This is a genomic window from Flagellimonas spongiicola, from assembly GCF_023502425.1.
GTDB classification, from domain to species: Bacteria; Bacteroidota; Bacteroidia; order Flavobacteriales; family Flavobacteriaceae; genus Flagellimonas; species Flagellimonas spongiicola.
The window spans coordinates 640,869-659,290 of record NZ_JAMFMA010000001.1 but is presented as its reverse complement, the minus strand read 5'-3'; the positions used below and the strand labels follow the sequence as shown (position 1 = coordinate 659,290).

14 protein-coding genes are annotated in these 18,422 nt (G+C 40.7%); 12 read left to right on the top strand and 2 right to left on the bottom strand.

Annotated elements, in window-relative coordinates; translation table 11 throughout:
- The 5 genes from M3P19_RS03100 (at position 1) to M3P19_RS03080 (ending at position 3,930) form a co-directional block, all read left to right on the top strand.
- Positions 1 to 1,827, top strand: a complete 1,827-nt coding sequence (locus M3P19_RS03100) for an ABC transporter ATP-binding protein (protein ID WP_249656156.1) — start codon at positions 1 to 3, stop codon at positions 1,825 to 1,827.
- 106 nt (positions 1,828 to 1,933) lie between these two features.
- Positions 1,934 to 2,476, top strand: coding sequence for an RNA polymerase sigma factor (locus M3P19_RS03095; protein ID WP_249656155.1), 543 nt, complete (start codon positions 1,934 to 1,936; stop codon positions 2,474 to 2,476).
- Between the two features lie 34 nt (positions 2,477 to 2,510).
- Positions 2,511 to 3,041, top strand: a complete 531-nt coding sequence (locus M3P19_RS03090) for a hypothetical protein (protein WP_249656154.1) — start codon at positions 2,511 to 2,513, stop codon at positions 3,039 to 3,041.
- Entirely contained in the window at positions 3,025 to 3,474 is a 450-nt protein-coding gene (locus tag M3P19_RS03085; RefSeq protein ID WP_249656153.1) for a hypothetical protein, read from the top strand. Before M3P19_RS03090 ends, M3P19_RS03085 begins: the two co-directional genes overlap by 17 nt.
- Before the next feature lie 108 nt (positions 3,475 to 3,582).
- Positions 3,583 to 3,930, top strand: coding sequence for a DUF6515 family protein (locus M3P19_RS03080; RefSeq protein ID WP_249656152.1), 348 nt, complete (start codon positions 3,583 to 3,585; stop codon positions 3,928 to 3,930).
- Between the two features lie 51 nt (positions 3,931 to 3,981).
- On the opposite strand, the gene M3P19_RS03075 is transcribed toward M3P19_RS03080, so the two are convergent.
- Positions 3,982 to 5,013, bottom strand: a complete 1,032-nt coding sequence (locus tag M3P19_RS03075) for a WD40/YVTN/BNR-like repeat-containing protein (RefSeq protein ID WP_249656151.1) — start codon at positions 5,011 to 5,013, stop codon at positions 3,982 to 3,984.
- Between the two features lie 71 nt (positions 5,014 to 5,084).
- On the opposite strand from M3P19_RS03075, the gene M3P19_RS03070 reads away from it, so the two are divergent.
- The 6 genes from M3P19_RS03070 to M3P19_RS03045 all read left to right on the top strand — a co-directional run bounded on the left by M3P19_RS03070 (position 5,085) and on the right by M3P19_RS03045 (position 16,204).
- Positions 5,085 to 6,296 (top strand): RsmB/NOP family class I SAM-dependent RNA methyltransferase, encoded by a 1,212-nt coding sequence (locus M3P19_RS03070; RefSeq protein WP_249656150.1) that lies wholly within the window; start codon positions 5,085 to 5,087, stop codon positions 6,294 to 6,296.
- Between the two features lie 43 nt (positions 6,297 to 6,339).
- Entirely contained in the window at positions 6,340 to 7,248 is a 909-nt protein-coding gene (locus tag M3P19_RS03065; protein WP_249656149.1) for a helix-turn-helix domain-containing protein, read from the top strand.
- A gap of 86 nt (positions 7,249 to 7,334) precedes the next feature.
- Positions 7,335 to 8,096 carry an SDR family NAD(P)-dependent oxidoreductase gene (locus M3P19_RS03060; RefSeq protein WP_249656148.1) on the top strand — a complete coding sequence of 254 codons (762 nt, stop codon included), beginning with the start codon at positions 7,335 to 7,337 and terminating at the stop codon, positions 8,094 to 8,096.
- Positions 8,097 to 8,315: 219 nt separating this feature from the next.
- On the top strand, positions 8,316 to 10,418 hold the full coding sequence (locus tag M3P19_RS03055; protein ID WP_249656147.1) for a carbohydrate binding family 9 domain-containing protein: 2,103 nt from the start codon (positions 8,316 to 8,318) through the stop codon (positions 10,416 to 10,418).
- A gap of 168 nt (positions 10,419 to 10,586) precedes the next feature.
- On the top strand, positions 10,587 to 14,261 hold the full coding sequence (gene purL / locus M3P19_RS03050) for a phosphoribosylformylglycinamidine synthase (RefSeq protein ID WP_249656146.1): 3,675 nt from the start codon (positions 10,587 to 10,589) through the stop codon (positions 14,259 to 14,261).
- Between the two features lie 173 nt (positions 14,262 to 14,434).
- Complete coding sequence (locus tag M3P19_RS03045; RefSeq protein WP_249656145.1) at positions 14,435 to 16,204, top strand: AMP-dependent synthetase/ligase; 1,770 nt, start codon at positions 14,435 to 14,437, stop codon at positions 16,202 to 16,204.
- 50 nt (positions 16,205 to 16,254) lie between these two features.
- On the opposite strand, the gene M3P19_RS03040 is transcribed toward M3P19_RS03045, so the two are convergent.
- A complete protein-coding gene (locus M3P19_RS03040) occupies positions 16,255 to 17,796 on the bottom strand; it encodes an IPT/TIG domain-containing protein (RefSeq protein WP_249656144.1) in 1,542 nt (513 codons plus the stop codon).
- A 178-nt stretch (positions 17,797 to 17,974) separates the two neighbouring features.
- On the opposite strand from M3P19_RS03040, the gene M3P19_RS03035 reads away from it, so the two are divergent.
- Positions 17,975 to 18,421, top strand: a complete 447-nt coding sequence (locus M3P19_RS03035; RefSeq protein ID WP_249656143.1) for a MarR family winged helix-turn-helix transcriptional regulator — start codon at positions 17,975 to 17,977, stop codon at positions 18,419 to 18,421.
- Position 18,422 lies beyond the last annotated feature (1 nt).

Sequence of the window (18,422 nt, the reverse complement as noted above, 5' to 3'; positions counted from 1 at the left end):
ATGAATTACTTTAAGAAGATTCTCCGTTATGCGGTACCCTACCGCAAATATGGCTTTCTGAACATTTTTTTCAATATTCTATATGCGCTTTTCAGTGCATTATCTTTTGCAGCATTGATACCAATGCTCAACGTTTTGTTTGACAAGACCAAACAATTGAGCGCACCTCCCAATTTTGAGGGGATTGGAAAAGCGAAGGATTACTTTATGGACTATATGAACTACCAGGTCACCCAATACTCTGGGGAGGACCCAATGAAAGGTCTGGTTCTGGTAGTCGGGTTGGTATTGGCACTGTTTTTATTAAAAAACGTGTTCAATTATTTGGCCATGTATTTCATTACCTTTTTAAGAAATGGTGTCCTTAAGGACATTCGGAACAAGATGTACTCCAAAATCGTGGATCTACCCATCTCCTACTTTTCCGAAAAAAGGAAAGGAGATGTAATTGCAAGGATCACTTCTGATGTGTTGGAAATTCAACATTCATTTTTATCCATCTTGGAATTGATCGTTCGTGAGCCTTTGACCATACTTTTCACGATAATGGTCATGTTTTTGATCAGCGTGAAACTCACCATCTTTGTTTTTGTTTTTATTCCTATAGCTGGGATGCTTATTTCACGAATTGGAAAGTCATTAAAACGTAAGTCAGACAAGGTCCAACGAGAGCAAGGTGAATTTTTATCTATTGTGGAGGAAACCTTAGGTGGTTTACGTGTTATCAAAGCTTTTAATTCCGAATCGCGGTTTTTCAACACTTTTAAAAAATCAACAGATCGTTTTTTCCATTTTTCCAACTCATTGCTGAACAGACAGAATCTTGCCTCGCCAACAGGCGAATTTTTAGGAATATTGGTCATTGGGATCCTGCTTTGGTTCGGGGGAAGATTGGTGTTGATAGAAGGAAGTTTGGATGCAGCTTCATTTATTGCGTATATGGGATTGGCATATAATATTCTTACGCCCGCAAAAGCAATTAGTAAGGCCTCCTATTCAGTTAAAAAGGGTAATGCAGCAGCGGAACGGGTTTTGGAAATTCTGGAATCGGAAAACCCCATTGAGGATAAAGCATCTGCTATCGAAAAATCTAATTTTAATACTGATATTCAACTAAATCAGGTCAGTTTTAAATATGAAGATGATTACGTGTTGGAGGATTTCAATCTTGTGGTTCCCAAGGGACACACGGTTGCCTTGGTAGGTCAATCTGGAAGCGGTAAAAGCACGATTGCCAATCTCGTTACTCGCTTTTATGATGTGAACAAAGGTGAAATCTGTATTGATGGAAACAACATAAAGGATATCACCAAAAAATCCCTTCGCGGACTTCTAGGGTTGGTAACCCAGGACTCCATTTTGTTCAACGATACGGTGAGGAACAACATCGGACTTGGAAAAGAAAATGCGTCAGAAGAAGAAATCATAGCGGCTGCTAAGGTTGCTAATGCACATGATTTCATTATGGAATTGCCAAATGGTTATAACACAAATATTGGGGACAGTGGTAATAAACTTAGTGGTGGTCAAAAACAGCGTTTGTCTATCGCTAGGGCCGTTCTTAAGAATCCACCAATTATGATTTTGGATGAAGCAACTTCAGCTTTGGATACCGAAAGCGAAAGGTTGGTGCAGGACGCTTTAGAGAAAATGATGCAAAACCGAACTTCCTTGGTTATTGCGCATCGCTTGTCCACAATTCAAAATGCCGATACCATTGTAGTTATTAGTAAAGGCAAAATCGAAGAACAGGGTACACATGAAGAGCTCATGAAACTAGGCAAGGGTTACAAAAAGCTGGTCGAAATGCAATCCTTCTCCCTTTAATTCCTTCTCTGGTCGTTGATAACAATATACTCGCTTGGCATAATTTGTCAGCTGTTGATTAAACCTTTCGTTACCTTAGTGGTCATAGTATCAAATCGACAAAAATTTGATCACTGAGGAAACCTTAGTAGAAGAGCTTAAGCATAAGGAAAGTCAAGCCAAGGCCTTTGAAGTGTTGGTAAACACTTACAAAGAAAGACTCTATTGGCATATCCGAAGAATTGTATTGGACCACGATGATGCTGATGACGTTCTTCAAAATACTTTTATTAAAGTATACCGAAATATTGACGGATTTAAAGGTGACAGTAAACTATATTCTTGGATGTACAGAATTGCAACCAATGAATCACTGACCTTTCTCAAGCAAAAATCAAAAAAGGCTGGTATCAGCGATGGGGAACTGAAAACAGCAATGGTGGAAAAATTGGAGTCCGATGTATATTTTGAAGGCGACGAGATCCAACTGAAATTGCAAAAGGCATTGGCAACGCTCCCAGACAAGCAGAAATTAGTATTCAACATGAAATATTACCAGGACATGAAGTACGAAGATATCTCAGTGGCACTGGAAACATCGGTAGGCGCCTTAAAAAGTTCCTACCACCTGGCAGTTAAAAAAATTGAAACGTATCTTAAGAGCAATTAAACTATTGCTGGTTAATTTGGTCTAACCAAAAAAGATGGAGGAGAACAAAAAAAATAAATTCAAAACTCCAGAGGGCTACTTTGATAGTTTTCACGACCGTTTAATGGACAAAATCCATGAGGAAGAGAACATCAAATCAACATCCCTCATTCCTGAATCGGATGGTTTTACTATTCCGGAAGGTTATTTCGAAGGACTCCCACAATCTGTTTTCAAAAAGCTCAAAACAAAGGACACCAAGGTTATTCAATTCAATGGTTCCCGAAAGATATACTATAGGATTACTGCTGTTGCTGCCGTACTTATTCTATTTTTTGGGTTGATTTGGAATAATGAATCCAAACTAACCATTGATGATTTGGCAAGTACCGAAATCACCGATTACTTTGAATCTACCGACTATGCATTATCCACCTATGAAATAGCGGAAGTATTGGATTTACAGGAATTAGAGTTAAATGATGTATTGGAGACCAATTTGGAAGACGAAAACATTTTGGAATATCTAGATGAAAATGTGGATGATTTGGAAGACCTAAATTTGGATTATGAAAATTATGATTAAGAATCTGTTTATAGTATTGGCGTTTGTCCTGGTTTCATCAAGTATGACCGCACAGGGACCTGCACGTGAACGCATCAGAACATTGAAGATAGCGTTCATAACCGAAAGGGTAAATCTAACTAGTAGTGAAGCGCAGAATTTTTGGCCCATATATAATGCCTATGAGGCCAAACTGGAAACGATTCGAAGAAAAGAACGATTGGAGCTGCGTTCACGAATTGCTTTCATTGAAGAATTGTCAAGCAATGAGTCCGCAACTTTATTGCAACAATACAATACGATACAGAAAGCCAAATACGAGGCCGAAAAGGAGTTTCTAGAAGAAATCAGGGATGTTATTTCTCCCAAGAAAACACTTCTATTGCTAAAGGCTGAAGAAGATTTTAAAAAACGGTTGCTGCAACAAATGCGTAAGCGAAGAAATAGTGGATAAACACCTATTCGATGAAATACATAAAAAGGGAGCCAATTGGCTCCTTTTTTTATTAAACCCTTCAAACTATTTATAGTCAAAGAATCAAAACCCATTAAAATCTACATTATGAAAACAATGAAAACCCTAATGATAACAATGGCTCTTTTAGGAACTATAGTTGCAAGTGCACAACGAACTGTAGTAAAAGTCTATCCCAAACACGGCACAGTGGTGACAACCATACATAAGCCAAAGGTGGTCGTTCATAATAAGACAAATTTTTATTTTGCTGACGGGATATGGTACAAAGCCCGTGGCAAAAGATATGTGGTCTGTGCAGCGCCAAGAGGAATAAAGGTAAGACGATTACCTAGCGCAAGGAGGGTGGTGGTTGTAAACGGGAGAAAACTCTACAAATACAGAGGTGTCTGGTATAAAAAATCGGGACGACACTACGTAGTTGTCACCGTATAACGTTGGTTTAATTAGTTGTTAGTTCAAATAGCGGTGCTTTGCACCGCTATTTTATTTAAACGTGAGTTTTGCAATTTTGTACCTGCCGGAAGCATAGGCAATGGAGTCATTTAAAAATCGAATGGAGTAAAAACCTTCATCACTAATTTTATCCCATTGTTCTCCCCCATCGTTGGAAACACTGACACCTGTAAAACCTACTGCAACCAACTTATCCCCATTGGAATTAGGGACAAATTGTACACAGCTTTTATAATTTGGTTCCAATCCATCAGCCACAGTCTGCCAAGTAAGGCCCCCATCTTGGGTTCTAATTTTATTACGGGAATTGGAATCTGGTTGAGTATAATCCCCACCAATGGCATAGCCCAGCTTATTATCGTAAAAATCCATGGAATATATGCCTTGGGTTGGCAATTCATGGGTTATTGGTGTTTTAACCACTGACCATGTTTTTCCAAAATCATCAGACTTGTATACATTTCCTGCGGTGGTAGCAATCCACGCATTGCTTCCAAAAATGGAAATATTAGTATTACTTGCAGCAAATGCGCCTTCACCAGATTCAGAAGAGGGTAGCTCGGAACACGCCACCTTATTCCAGCTTTTTCCACCATCGCGTGTAAGGATAATGGACAGGCATCCATGCATACTGTCACCAATTGCAATCCCATTTTCGTCATCCCAAAATTGCATGGAATCATAGAATACACCTTCACCTTCCTCCTTGTATACCAATTCCATGGTTCCATTGTTACCAGTCTTATACAACAATGCTGGATTACCAGCTGAAAGCATAAAAAAATCGTTTTTAGTGCATGCAATAGCCCTAAAACCAGGTGTTAAAGTATCATGCACTTGTATATTGGACCGAACGTTTTGTGATTGTACATCCACAGTGCCAAAAAACCCATTACTACCTGCAAATGCCAATGTTTGGGTATCTATGAATTCAATAGCTCGGATACTGGTAGAATCATTAAATACTATCATCCATTCTACAGAGGTGATATTTTTGTTTTGTTCTATTGGAGAACACGCAATTAATAGCAACAGAACTAAAATAATAGATAGGTATCTCACGGAATATGGTTTTTTCAAAACTACAGGTAATCCTTTTAGAAACCATACCTTTGCATGCTTAAAATAATTTGATGCGCCTACATAGAAACCTTGTTTTTGCAGTAATTGATGCCTTGAATTTGATTTTCAATGAAAACGAATATGCCGATAAAGTCATTGAAAAAGTATTGCGCTATGACAAACGTTGGGGCGCAAGGGACCGTGGATTTATAGCAGAAACCACCTATGATATCGTTCGATGGAAACGACTATATGCTGAAATCGCAGAGGTAAAGGAACCCTATACTAGGCCTCATCTGTTCCGTTTGTTTGCGGTTTGGTGTGTATTGAAAGGTATCCGAATTCCAGATTGGAAACAGTTGGAAGGCACCCCTGAGCGCCGCATTAAAGGTAGGTTTGATGAATTATCCAAAATTCGGAAGTATAGGGAATCCATTCCCGATTGGATGGACCAACTTGGCGAGAAATCCTTGGGGGATAAACTTTGGACAAAAGAGATTGCAGCATTGAACAAACAAGCGGAAGTAATCCTCCGCACCAATACACTTAAAATCCAAAGAGAAGGTCTGGGTACCGCACTGCAAGAGCATGAGATTGAAACAGAAACCATTCCGGATTATCCGTACGCTTTAAAACTCAAAGAACGTAAAAACGTATTCACCACAGAGAGTTTTAAGGATGGTCTATTTGAAGTACAAGATGCTTCTTCCCAATTGGTTGCACCCTATTTGGATGTAAAACCAGGACAACGTGTTGTGGATGCTTGTGCCGGTGCTGGGGGAAAAACCCTTCATTTGGCGGCCCAAATGCAGAATAAGGGTCAATTGATTGCATTGGATATTTACGAAAGTAAACTTAAGAAACTCAAGGTCCGCGCACGACGAAATGGGGTGCACAATGTTGAAACTCGTGTCATAGAATCCAATAAAACCATCAAAAAGCTTCACAACAGCGCAGATCGTTTGTTACTGGATGCCCCATGTTCCGGGCTTGGTGTACTTCGCAGAAATCCTGACTCAAAATGGAAACTGGTACCCGAATTCATCGATAGAATCATGGGCGTACAGCAGGAAATCTTGCAGAATTACAGTAAAATACTCAAAAAAGGTGGGCAGATGGTCTATGCTACCTGTTCCGTACTACCCCAGGAAAACAGCGAACAGGTAAATCAGTTTTTGGCCACGGAAGCAGGAACCGAATTTTCCTTGATCAAGGAAAACAAAGTATACGCTTCCAAGAGTGGTTACGACGGATTTTACATGGCCTTGCTTCAAAAACAATAACTGTTCGTCCATACTTGTTATTTGATTTCTATAACTTTGAAACATGGACAAACGTGTTTCACTGGAGGATTTCTACAAAAAAACCAACACTTACATCCCTGAAAGTGTTCGTACTGGAATAGGTCATTTCAATGTGTTCAAATTGGATGAGTTTGCTGGCCCCAAACCTAAGGCCATGCCATTTAATCGAAGGGATTATTTTAAGATAAGCCTGGTGAAAGGAAAGAGTAAAGTGCACTACGCGGATAAAATCGTGAACGTGAATGCTCAGGTTTTGGTTTTTTCCAATCCCCAGATTCCATACAACTGGGAACGGATTGATGAGCAATTAACGGGTTTTTTCTGTGTATTCACTGATACGTTTTTCCATCAATTTGGGGACTTAACCCAGTATCCAGTCTTCCAGCCCAATAGCAACCCGGTGTTCTTGTTAACAGAAGAACAAATGGCTACCATAACACCTATTTATGAACGGATGTTCTCAGAGATAAACTCAGATTACACCTTTAAGTATGATGTGCTGCGCAATTTGGTTTTTGAATTGATCCATACTGCTATGAAATTGGAACCAGCTCGGCATGAAACCTTGATAAGTTCCAATGCTTCTGAGCGGATATCTGGACTATTTATGGATCTTTTGGAACGCCAATTCCCTATGGAAAGCCCTATGCAACGACTAAAACTCAAATCGCCATCCAGCTTTGCCGATCAATTGGGCATTCATGTAAATCATTTAAATCGGGCACTAAAAGAATGCCTGCTTAAAAATACCAGTCAAATTATTTCTGAACGAATTGCCCAGGAAGCAAAAATCCTAATAAAACATACGACCTGGAACATTGCCGAGATATCGCATGTACTGGCTTTTGAGGAACCAGCGCATTTCTCCAATTTTTTTAAAAAGCAGACCGGGTATTCGCCCAACTCCTATCGCAAACTTGAAATTGTTTGAATTTTACAACAAATCGTTTCTAATTCACATTTCCAGTAACAGCCATAAAATGATCTTTGCCGTATTCACTCACTAAAACGAATACGATGAGCAAAAGAAAAATCGCATTGGTTACCGGAGGTAGCCGAGGACTGGGTCGCAATATGGCCGTGAAGCTGGCCAACAAAGGATTTGACATAGTCATAACCTATAATAGCAATGAATCTGCCGCACAGGAGACACTTGGGCAAATCCAAGAACAAGGAGGGCGTGGAATTGCTTTGAAATTGGATACCACAGCTATAGCTTCCTTTCCCACCTTTAGAGAACAACTTCAAGAACGCTTAAAGCAAACTTGGGAAGTTGAAAAAATTGATTACTTGATCAATAACGCTGGTTTTGGCCTTAACGCTTCCATCGCAGAGACTTCTGAAGAGGATTTTGATGCACTTGTCAATGTACATTTCAAGGGCGTCTACTTTTTAACGCAAGGCTTGCTGGACACTTTAAACGACGAAGGTGGAATTGTAAACATCTCCAGTGGTCTTGCACGGTTTTCATTCCCAGGTTACGCAGCTTATGCGTGCATGAAAGGGGCTATTGAAGTTTTTACACGCTACCTGGCCAAAGAACTTGGTGCTCGAAAAATTCGAGCAAATACCGTGGCACCTGGAGCTATTTATACCGATTTCAACAAGGAAAGATTTGATCAAGCGCAAGGGGTAGTCGATTACATTTCCAGTTTAACAGCATTAGGACGCGTAGGTGAAAGCGATGACATAGGTAGTATCGTGGCATTTCTTTGTACCAATGACGCCTATTGGGTAAATGGAGAACGTATTGAAGCCTCCGGGGGAATGTTGTTATAGTCATTTTCCGTTTTTGGATTTGACAGCCCCAATTTTGGGGCTTTTTTCTTTCTATTTTTAATTAAGAATCAGACTAAACGAACAATAGCTTACATTTGGATAAATCGATTTTGTTATTCTTAAACCTTGATTCTCCATTTGACAAAACCGTTGACCGTCAACCTATTTAAAATATCCATTGTTATTTGTTTATTGGCCAATAGCTTTTGCTGGGCACAAATGACAGAAAGACCTTCCTTTGAATCAGGACGAATCACCGAGCGAATGCTACTGGATGGTATTTTAGACGAACCTGATTGGGCCAACGCGCCTGTTTTGGATACATTTAAAACCACCGTTCCGGAAGAGGGTGGCGAACCTTCACAACGAACAACGGTACAAGTATTGACCGATTCAAAAATGGTTTACATCGGAATTGTTTGTTATGACACGGACACCGAAGGAATTATTCGATTTTCAAAGATTAGGGATGCAGATGTTTCCGAGGAAGATCACGTAAAACTGGTTATTGACCCCTTTTTGGATGGGCAATCTGGTTACATTTTCGCGGTAAATTCATTAGCTGCCAGATACGATGCACTTGTATCGGACCGTGGAGAGGATGAAAATGCGGACTGGGATGCCGTATGGGATGCCAAAACACAAATTACGGCAGAGGGATGGTCAGCAGAGCTAGTGATTCCGATTCAAAGCATATCGTTTAAAAAAGGACTGCACGAGTGGGGTTTCAATATTGAACGCCGCATACAGCGCAATCAAGAAACAATCCGATGGGCCAACGTCAAACGAGATCAGTGGTTAATCCAAACAAGTCGTGCGGGATTGGTCACCGGTCTTCCCGATTTTAATTATGGGTTGGGCCTTAATGTACGACCATCACTTGTTGGAGAACTGAATAAAATTGGTGCGGATGGCAGCACTGTTTTTGACCCGGATGTTAGCTTGGATGTCAATCAGCGTATTGGCCCAAATGTTTTGGCGACTTTTACCGTAAACACCGATTTTGCAGAAACCGAGGTGGATACCCGTCAGACCAATTTAACTCGCTTCCCATTATTTTTCCCAGAAAAAAGAACCTTTTTCCTTGAGGGTTCTGACATTTTCGAGTTTGGTTTTGGGACCGGAAGAAGCACCGTTATTCCATTCTTTAGTCGAAGAATCGGACTGCGGGGCGATACACAGATTCCAATCATTCTTGGTACCAAACTCAATGGCCGAATCGGGAAAACTGCCTTTGGCGGTCTCGGTATCAGAACCGATTCTTATCAACTTGATGGGCAACCATATGATCCAACCAATATGGGTGTTATCCGGCTACGAAGAAATGTTTTGAAAGAAAGTTCTGTTGGCCTAATAGCATCTTCAGGGGATCCTTTGGGCCGGGAAAACAGCTGGATGACGGGTGCGGATTTCACGTATCAGACCACGAGCTTCAATGGCGACAAGAATTTTTTGGTAGGCGCATGGGCTATGGTGACAAATCGAGCTGATTTGACAGAAGATCGTTCAGCAATTGGTTTTAAAGTGGATTATCCCAATGACCGGTGGGATATCGCTGCAACATATGCCAGAATTGGCGAGGAATTTGACCCATCTTTAGGTTTTGTACCGCGGAGAGGCGTACATTTTTCGCGTGTAGGCGCAACCTTCGCACCTAGGCCTCAGCTACCTTGGCTAAGACAAATGTTCCACCAATTTTTTGTGACCTACATTGAAAATTTATCAGGACCATGGCAATCCTATAGTGTTTTTACCGCTCCAATTAACTGGCGACTGGAGAGTGGTGACCGTGTAGAAGCGAACGTGCGCCCTGTTGGCGAGAATATTTTGGTCCCATTTGAAATTGCGGATAATGTTACCATCCCGGAAGGCGAATACCACTTTATGCGGTACCGCCTAGAAGCCGAGTTCGCTGCCAAACGCAGACTTAGCGGGCAAGCCACTTGGTGGTTTGGTAGTTTTTACGATGGTACTTTGGACGAGTTTGAATTAAGTCTTAATTGGAATCCTAGCGCACTTTTGGGATTTGAGTTCAATGGCATCCGAAATGTGGGACGATTGCCATTTGGGGATTTTGACCAGACTTTGGCAGGTCTCCGAGTTCGTTTCAATGTAACTTCCAATTTGCAATTGAACAGTTACCTCCAATACGATACAGATAGCAGAACCCTAGGACAAAATATCCGCGTGCATTGGATATTCTCGCCTTTAGGCGATGTATTCTTGGTTTTCAATAACAACTCCTTCAACCCCATGGGGCAACCTTGGGAACTACAAAACCGTCAAATATTACTTAAGGTGCGTTATAATTTTAGGTTGTAACCCTTAGTTTGCGTTAGGAGCAACTTCAAATTCCTAGTTCATACTATTGAATTTTTGAATTTAAACCTATCAACAATTGCAGTTAAAAACTGTTACCTCCCAATCGATTTTTTCCTGTTTAAAAGTGTAAATTTGCACTTTCTTGAACCGCTCAATTGCAATACTGATATGATTCATTTCTTTGGGGACCAGACCAAAAAAGTTTTGGCCGTCCAGACTGAACAAGAAATTACTCCACAAGACATTCAAAAACTCACATGGTTGTTCGGCAACCAACCTAAGATAAACGCGGCGTCTCTTGACGCCTTTTTTGTTGGTCCTAGGGCTGCCATGATTACACCATGGAGTACCAATGCCACGGAAATAACGCAAAATATGGGCATTTCCGGAATCATCCGAATTGAGGAATTCAATTGTGTAACGGATGGATTTCAGGATTATGACCCCATGTTGTTTCAAAAATATGGGCAACTAAATCAAGGTATTTTCACCATTGCCATTACTCCAGAACCAATTAAGGAGATAGCTAATATTTCCGAATACAACCAAAAAGAAGGATTGGCCCTAAGCGATGATGAAGTAGGTTATTTGGAGGACCTCGCCAAAAAAATAGGTCGGAAACTAACCGATTCGGAGGTGTTTGGATTTAGTCAAGTCAATTCTGAACATTGCAGACATAAAATATTCAATGGCACCTTTGTAATCGATGGTGAGGAACAACCCAGTTCCCTTTTTAAACTCATTAAAAAAACCTCACAGGAAAACCCCAACGATATTGTTTCCGCTTACAAGGATAATGTTGCGTTCATCAAAGGACCAAAAGCGATACAATTTGCGCCGAAAACAGCTGACAAACCTGATTTTTATAAAGAATCGGAATTTGAATCCGTGTTATCCCTAAAGGCGGAAACCCACAACTTCCCCACTACTGTGGAACCTTTCAACGGCGCTGCCACAGGCTCAGGAGGTGAAATCCGTGATCGCTTGGCGGGTGGTAAGGGATCTCTGCCCTTGGCTGGTACGGCTGTTTATATGACCTCCTACTCGCGATTGGAAGAAAACCGACTTTGGGAAGAAGGTATGGAAGAACGGGATTGGCTGTATCAAACTCCTATGGATATTTTAATCAAGGCTTCCAATGGCGCATCAGATTTTGGAAACAAATTTGGGCAGCCCTTGATTGCTGGTTCTGTATTAACGTTTGAGCATCAAGAAGAAGTAAGAAAATTAGGATTTGATAAGGTAATCATGTTGGCCGGTGGTATTGGCTATGGGAAAAACGAACAAGCTTTAAAGGATACTCCGAATAAAAATGACCGTATTGTTATTTTAGGTGGGGATAATTATCGTATTGGTATGGGTGGTGCTGCCGTGTCCAGTGCAGATACTGGTGAATTCAGTTCCGCCATCGAGCTCAATGCGGTGCAACGATCCAATCCAGAAATGCAAAAACGCGCTTCCAATGCTATTCGGGGCATGGTGGAAAGCCATGAAAACCCTATTGTATCCATACATGATCATGGCGCTGGTGGGCATTTGAACTGTCTGTCTGAATTGGTAGAAGAAACAGGCGGAAAAATCAATACCGATGCCCTTCCTGTAGGAGACCCTACCCTTTCTGCTAAAGAGTTGATTGGAAATGAATCTCAAGAGCGAATGGGATTGGTCATTGGGGAAAACGACCTAGGACTTTTGGAACGAATAGCGTTGAGGGAACGATCTCCCCTTTATAATGTTGGAGAGGTAACCGGTAATCACCGATTCACCTTTGCTTCGGAAAAAACCGGAGAAAAGCCTATGGATTTGGAACTTTCGGATATGTTCGGAAGCTCTCCGAAAACTATACTAAAAGATACTAAAATCAACCGTTCTTATCCCCAAGTACCGTATGCATTGGAGCATTTCCATGACTATCTGGAACAGGTGCTTCAACTTGAAGCTGTGGCTTGTAAAGATTGGTTAACCAACAAAGTTGACCGTTGTGTGGGTGGTCGTGTGGCCAAACAACAATGTGCCGGTCCATTACAGTTACCGTTGAACAATTGCGGTGTAATGGCACTGGATTTTAAAGGAAAGGAAGGCATAGCTACAAGTATTGGACACTCTCCTATTTCTGCGTTGATAGACCCCGTGGCAGGCAGCAGAAATAGTATTGCCGAAGCCTTGACGAATGTTGTCTGGGCACCATTGAAAGATGGTTTGAAATCGGTTTCACTTTCCGCCAACTGGATGTGGCCTTGTAAAAATGAAGGGGAAGATGCTAGATTATATGAGGCGGTCCAAGCTGTTTCGGACTTCGCTATTGCTTTAGGCATTAACGTACCCACTGGAAAGGACTCGCTTTCCATGAAGCAGAAGTATAAAGATGGTGAGGTCTTATCTCCTGGAACAGTGATCATCTCGGCGGCCGCCAATTGTGATGATATCACTAAAATTGTGGAACCCGTATTCCAAAAGGATGGCGGGGATATTTACTATATCAATATCTCGCAAGACCAGCACAAATTGGGAGGGTCATCATTTGCACAAACCCAGAATGAAATCGGTAGCGCTGCACCAACAGTCTTGGATGCTGACTATGTCACTTCCGTTTTTAATACCCTACAACAGTTAATCAAAAAAGACCTTGTTTTGGCGGGTCATGATGTTGGGTCGGGTGGATTGATTACAACACTATTGGAAATGTGCTTCGCGGATCGCGATTTGGGCGCAACTTTGGATTTGACAGCTGTTGGCGAATCAGACATTATCAAACTACTTTTCGCCGAAAATATTGGGATAGTGATTCAAGTAAGGGACAATAGTGCTGTTGAACTAATGGACAAAGCAGGTATCAATTACATTAATATCGGTAAAGTCGTTTCCGAAAGTACATTGCTCCTAAAAAATAATGGCGTGGAAATAGGTCTTAATGTGGATTCACTTAGAGACACATGGTATAAAACCTCCTATTTATTGGATGACAAGCAAACTTCAAATGGTTTGGCAAAGGACCGATATGAAAATTACAAGGAACAGGCGCTTCAATACCAGTTTCCTGAAGAATTCAATGGAAATCTACCGGAAAGAAATAAATCGGAAGGGAAGCGACCGATTGCTGCTATCTTAAGGGAAAAAGGAAGTAATTCGGAGCGTGAAATGGCAAATGCCATGTACTTGGCCGGTTTTGATGTAAAGGACGTTCACATGACCGATTTGATTAGTGGTCGTGAAACTTTGGAAGACGTACAATTCTTAGGAGCTGTTGGTGGATTTTCCAACTCGGATGTGTTAGGAAGTGCGAAAGGATGGGCAGGAGCTATCAAATACAATGAAAAAGCCAACAAAGTCATCAAAAATTTCTTTGAAAGACCGGATACCTTATCTGTTGGAATATGCAATGGTTGTCAATTGTTCATGGAGTTGGATTTGATTAATCCAGAGCATAAAGAACACGGAAAGATGACCTACAACGATTCGGGTAAACACGAAAGTAGTTTTACTTCTGTGAAAATTCAGGAAAACAATTCTGTGATGCTTGGCAATATGGCCGGCACTACATTGGGTGTTTGGATATCACATGGTGAAGGAAAATTTGATTTGACCCAAACGGAAGAGGATTATAATATGGTGGCCAAATATGGTTATGAGGGTTATCCTGCAAATCCCAATGGAAGTGATTTTAATACGGCCATGCTGTGCGATACAACCGGGAGGCATTTGGTGACCATGCCGCATATTGAACGATCTACCTTCCCCTGGAACTGGGCACACTATCCAAAGGATAGAAATGACGACGTATCACCATGGCTCCAAGCGTTTGTGAATGCCCGAGATTGGGTTTTGGAACATCAGGGTAAGTAGTTTGTTTACTTATAGTTAAGTGGAATAAAAACATCATTGATATATTCCAAGGCCTGAAAAAGGTTTTAGATTTTCATTAAAGATATTGCAATTAAATAGGGCTTCATTTGGTAATTCCATTTTAAAATCCCGCCTCCTTTCCCTATTTTGCAATTACTTTACAGAAACTTACTATGCAAACAGTTACCAGATTATTTGATTTTCCATACTTTCAATTGGAAAATTTCCCCCTTGATAAATCGCTGGTTACCAAACAAAATGGTGAATGGATAGCTACCTCTACACAGGACTATTTAAACCAAGCCAATGCCATTAGCCGGGGGTTGTTACAAATGGGGGTAAAACCCAATGATAAAATTGCCATTATCTCCATGACCAATAGAACGGAATGGAACATCATGGATATTGGCGTTTTACAATTAGGTGCCCAGACCGTCCCAATTTATCCTACCATTTCCGAAGAAGATTACGAATATGTTCTAAATCATTCCGAAGCAAAATATTGCTTTGTGTCCTGTGAGGAAGTACTTCAAAAGGTGCTTGCCATTAGTGGAAATCTCAAAAATCTAAAAGATGTTTATTCCTTTGACCAATTAGACAATTGCAACCATTGGTCCCAAGTGAAGGAAAAAGGAGCAGACGAAAATACCCAGTCCAAGGTTGAGGAATTAAAAGAATCGGTTCAAGCTGCAGATTTGGCTACCTTAATCTACACCTCAGGGACAACAGGGCGTCCAAAAGGGGTAATGCTTTCACATGATAATATAGTATCCAATGTACTCAACAGTCAACCAAGGGTACCATTTGAAACAGGTGGAATTGCACTTAGTTTTCTACCCGTATGCCATATTTTTGAGCGAATGATCTTATATCTCTATTGCTATTGCGGGATTGAAATTCATTTTGCGGAAGGCCTGGACAAAATCAGTGATAATGTAAAAGAGGTTAAACCAGATGTGATGACGGTTGTGCCAAGATTACTGGAGAAGGTCTATGACGCCATTATTGCCAAGGGTGCCGCTTTAACCGGAATCAAGAAAAAATTATTCTTCTGGGCTGTTGAATTAGGCTTGAAATATGAACCCTATGGCCAAAATGGGTGGTGGTACGAAAAGAAACTAGGGATAGCCCGAAAGCTTATTTTTAGTAAATGGCAGGAAGCCTTGGGTGGAAACCTTAGAACAATGGTTTCAGGAAGTGCTGCCCTACAAGCCCGTTTGGCACGGGTATTTGCTGCGGCCGGCATGCCGGTTATGGAAGGCTACGGTTTAACAGAAACTTCACCTGTTATCACGGTTAACGACGAAAGAAACAAAGGTTGGAAAATCGGTTCCGTGGGTAAGGTTATTCAAGGTGTTGAAGTGAAAATTGCCGATGATGGCGAGATTCTTTGCAAAGGCCCTAATGTGATGATGGGCTATTATAAAGACGAGGCCAAAACCGCCGAAGTATTAAAGAATGGATATTTCCACACTGGTGACATCGGTGAATTCGATGCCGAAGGGTTTCTTCGTATTACCGATCGCAAGAAGGAGATGTTCAAAACTTCAGGTGGTAAATACGTAGCACCGCAACTTTTGGAAAACAGATTTAAGCAATCCAGATTCATTGAGCAAATCATGGTAGTTGGTGAAGGGGAAAAAATGCCAGCGGCATTGATTCAGCCTAATTTTGAATTTTTAAATGAATGGGCTACCCGCCATAACTTGACGGTTGGGGCAAACTCGGATATCACATTAAATGAAAAAGTAATTGCCCGTATCCAAGAAGAAGTAGATTTGGCCAATGAAGACTTTGCCAAATGGGAAAAAGTAAAACAATTCCGTCTGACGCCTGATGTATGGAGCATAGATGATGGACATTTAACACCAACCATGAAACTCCGAAGAAAGATTGTAAAAGAAAAGTATATCGACCTTTATAATAGTATATACGGGTATTAAAAAAAGGGCACTAGATGTAGTGCCCTTTTAACTTTCCAAGTTAGTCTCTATTACCTTACTAGAATATCGTATACCTCAGTATTCCCATTATCACCAGTAAAAGAAAACTCTTCCATATTGCCTGACCAAATTTTTCCAACATAACCATTTCCTTCATTTTTCGAACCACCGACTAGTATTTCTCCATTATATTCTACCACGGCCCTCGCAATTGAATTTGTGCCTTCACCAAAAGAGTAGGAATACAATATTTCTTGATTTTGCCACAATGCAGCATGACCATTTCTAGTCCCTACCAAATAGGTATTATTTCCAAAAGCATCAACTGTTAAATCATAAAATCGTACGTCATTCCCCTCCGAATAGTCTAACTCACCGGTATCCCAAAATAGACCCTTTTGAATTTGATCCTCATAATAATAGCTTGACCCTAATACATAAGGACTACCATTAACAATTTGAATCTTACTAGCCGTTGAGTATGCGCCAATTTGATCGTATTCATCATCAAATACTAAATCCTCTGCACCATTTACCCACATAACGGCAACATCATTATCATTTTCTATGTCAAATTTATTGCCAACAAACACAACTTGAAATCCATTCAAAATAATGTCTTCAGCTTCCGACTCATCTTCATCATAATATAGAAGTTGACCATTTAGTGTAATATGGGCATGTCTATCCCCATTTTCATCTCGAATGTACCCTGCTGTATAAATATCTCCGTTATCCGCCAAATAGACGCTGTTTACTACGGAATGAAACATAGGATCTCCCAAGGTATAATGCACAACATCATTCCACCATACGGTAGCTCTGTAGACATTGTTTTCGACAACATAACCTCCAATATAAGTATCGCCCTCATCAGAAACAGCAATTGAGTTGGCACTAGACTCTGACAAACCGTTTGTTAAGGCGATGGATTCTCCATTTTTCCAAAGCATCGCAAAATCATATCCATCTTGATACCCTACCGCATAAATATTAGGATTTACAATAACAGATACGATGCTAGTTTGTTCCCCTACCATAACTGTGATATTGGTTTCGCCTGCTGCGTGGGCTATAACTGTACCTTCACTTACGGTTACAATGCTTTCATCCTCGGAAGTCCAGGAAACAGTTTGCCCCTCTAAATCCTGCAGATTTGTGATTTCTATGGATTCAATATCAAAAGTGAACATCTCCAAGCTTGAAACATCTAACTCAATTGCGGTTTCATTGGTAGTGGTTACGGTAAAGCTTGTACTTGAAGTCCCCGTGTTGGCTCCTACTTTCACCGTAATCGAACCAGTTGTTGCTCCAGAAGGTACAGTTACAACTAATTTATTGGTGGCTTCGGAAGTAATTTCCGCTGTAGTACCAGCAAACTGAATCACATTACCTCCAGAAGTTTCAGAAAATCCACTGCCATTAATGGTCACTGTCGTTCCAACAGGTCCTGTTTGCGGACTAAAACTATTAACTTCAGGTAAGTCAACCTCAGGTGTAGCCTGATCATCTGTTTTATCCTTACTACAGGAAACAAAAAGTGTTGCGATTGCAAAAATTGCAAACAAAAACGTGTAAATCGATTTCATCATGTTTAAATTTTTAATGCAGTTTATGGCAATACATTCGATATTTTTTGGCTCGATTGACGTATAGTGCTTTTGAATTGACGGATACATCATGGGAGGAAACAAGGATAGAATAACAATACTGAATTTATTATGCATGCATAATATATTTTTGTATATTTGGAGACACCAATCCTGTTCTATGAAAGATTTGACCATTGATTATGCGCTCAGGGCCACTTGGCAAGCAGTAAGTAAAATGTATAACGAAGAAGCCAAGAACTACGGACTTACCATGGCCATTGGGTTTACCTTACTCAGTATTGATCCAAAAAAGGGGACTCCGAGTACTGCATTAGGACCTAAAATGGGCATGGAGGCGACAAGTCTTTCCCGAATATTAAAAAGTATCGAGGAACGCGGTTACATTCAACGCAAACCTAATCCAAAAGATGGAAGAGGTGTGTTAATACACTTAACAGCTTTGGGGCTTGAAAAAAGAAAGGATTCTAAGGACGTGGTATTGCGATTCAATGAAGTGGTAAAAGAAAATGTTTCAGAAGAGGAATTACAAAGCTTCTTCAAAACGGCTTCGGTGATAAACAAGCTTATTGTCGACAAGAAAATATATATAAAATCAACAAATTAAT

Bases quoted from the DNA above. Each gene is read 5' to 3' on its own strand.
- M3P19_RS03035 (WP_249656143.1), top strand. From the start codon at position 17,975: ATGAAAGATTTGACCATTGATTATGCGCTCAGGGCCACTTGGCAAGCA.
- purL (WP_249656146.1), top strand. From the start codon at position 10,587: ATGATTCATTTCTTTGGGGACCAGACCAAAAAAGTTTTGGCCGTCCAG.
- M3P19_RS03080 (WP_249656152.1), top strand. From the start codon at position 3,583: ATGAAAACAATGAAAACCCTAATGATAACAATGGCTCTTTTAGGAACT.
- M3P19_RS03100 (WP_249656156.1), top strand. From the start codon at position 1: ATGAATTACTTTAAGAAGATTCTCCGTTATGCGGTACCCTACCGCAAA.
- M3P19_RS03045 (WP_249656145.1), top strand. From the start codon at position 14,435: ATGCAAACAGTTACCAGATTATTTGATTTTCCATACTTTCAATTGGAA.
- M3P19_RS03085 (WP_249656153.1), top strand. From the start codon at position 3,025: ATGAAAATTATGATTAAGAATCTGTTTATAGTATTGGCGTTTGTCCTG.
- M3P19_RS03065 (WP_249656149.1), top strand. From the start codon at position 6,340: ATGGACAAACGTGTTTCACTGGAGGATTTCTACAAAAAAACCAACACT.
- M3P19_RS03060 (WP_249656148.1), top strand. From the start codon at position 7,335: ATGAGCAAAAGAAAAATCGCATTGGTTACCGGAGGTAGCCGAGGACTG.
- M3P19_RS03070 (WP_249656150.1), top strand. From the start codon at position 5,085: ATGCGCCTACATAGAAACCTTGTTTTTGCAGTAATTGATGCCTTGAAT.
- M3P19_RS03040 (WP_249656144.1), bottom strand. From the start codon at position 17,796: ATGATGAAATCGATTTACACGTTTTTGTTTGCAATTTTTGCAATCGCA.
- M3P19_RS03090 (WP_249656154.1), top strand. From the start codon at position 2,511: ATGGAGGAGAACAAAAAAAATAAATTCAAAACTCCAGAGGGCTACTTT.
- M3P19_RS03055 (WP_249656147.1), top strand. From the start codon at position 8,316: ATGACAGAAAGACCTTCCTTTGAATCAGGACGAATCACCGAGCGAATG.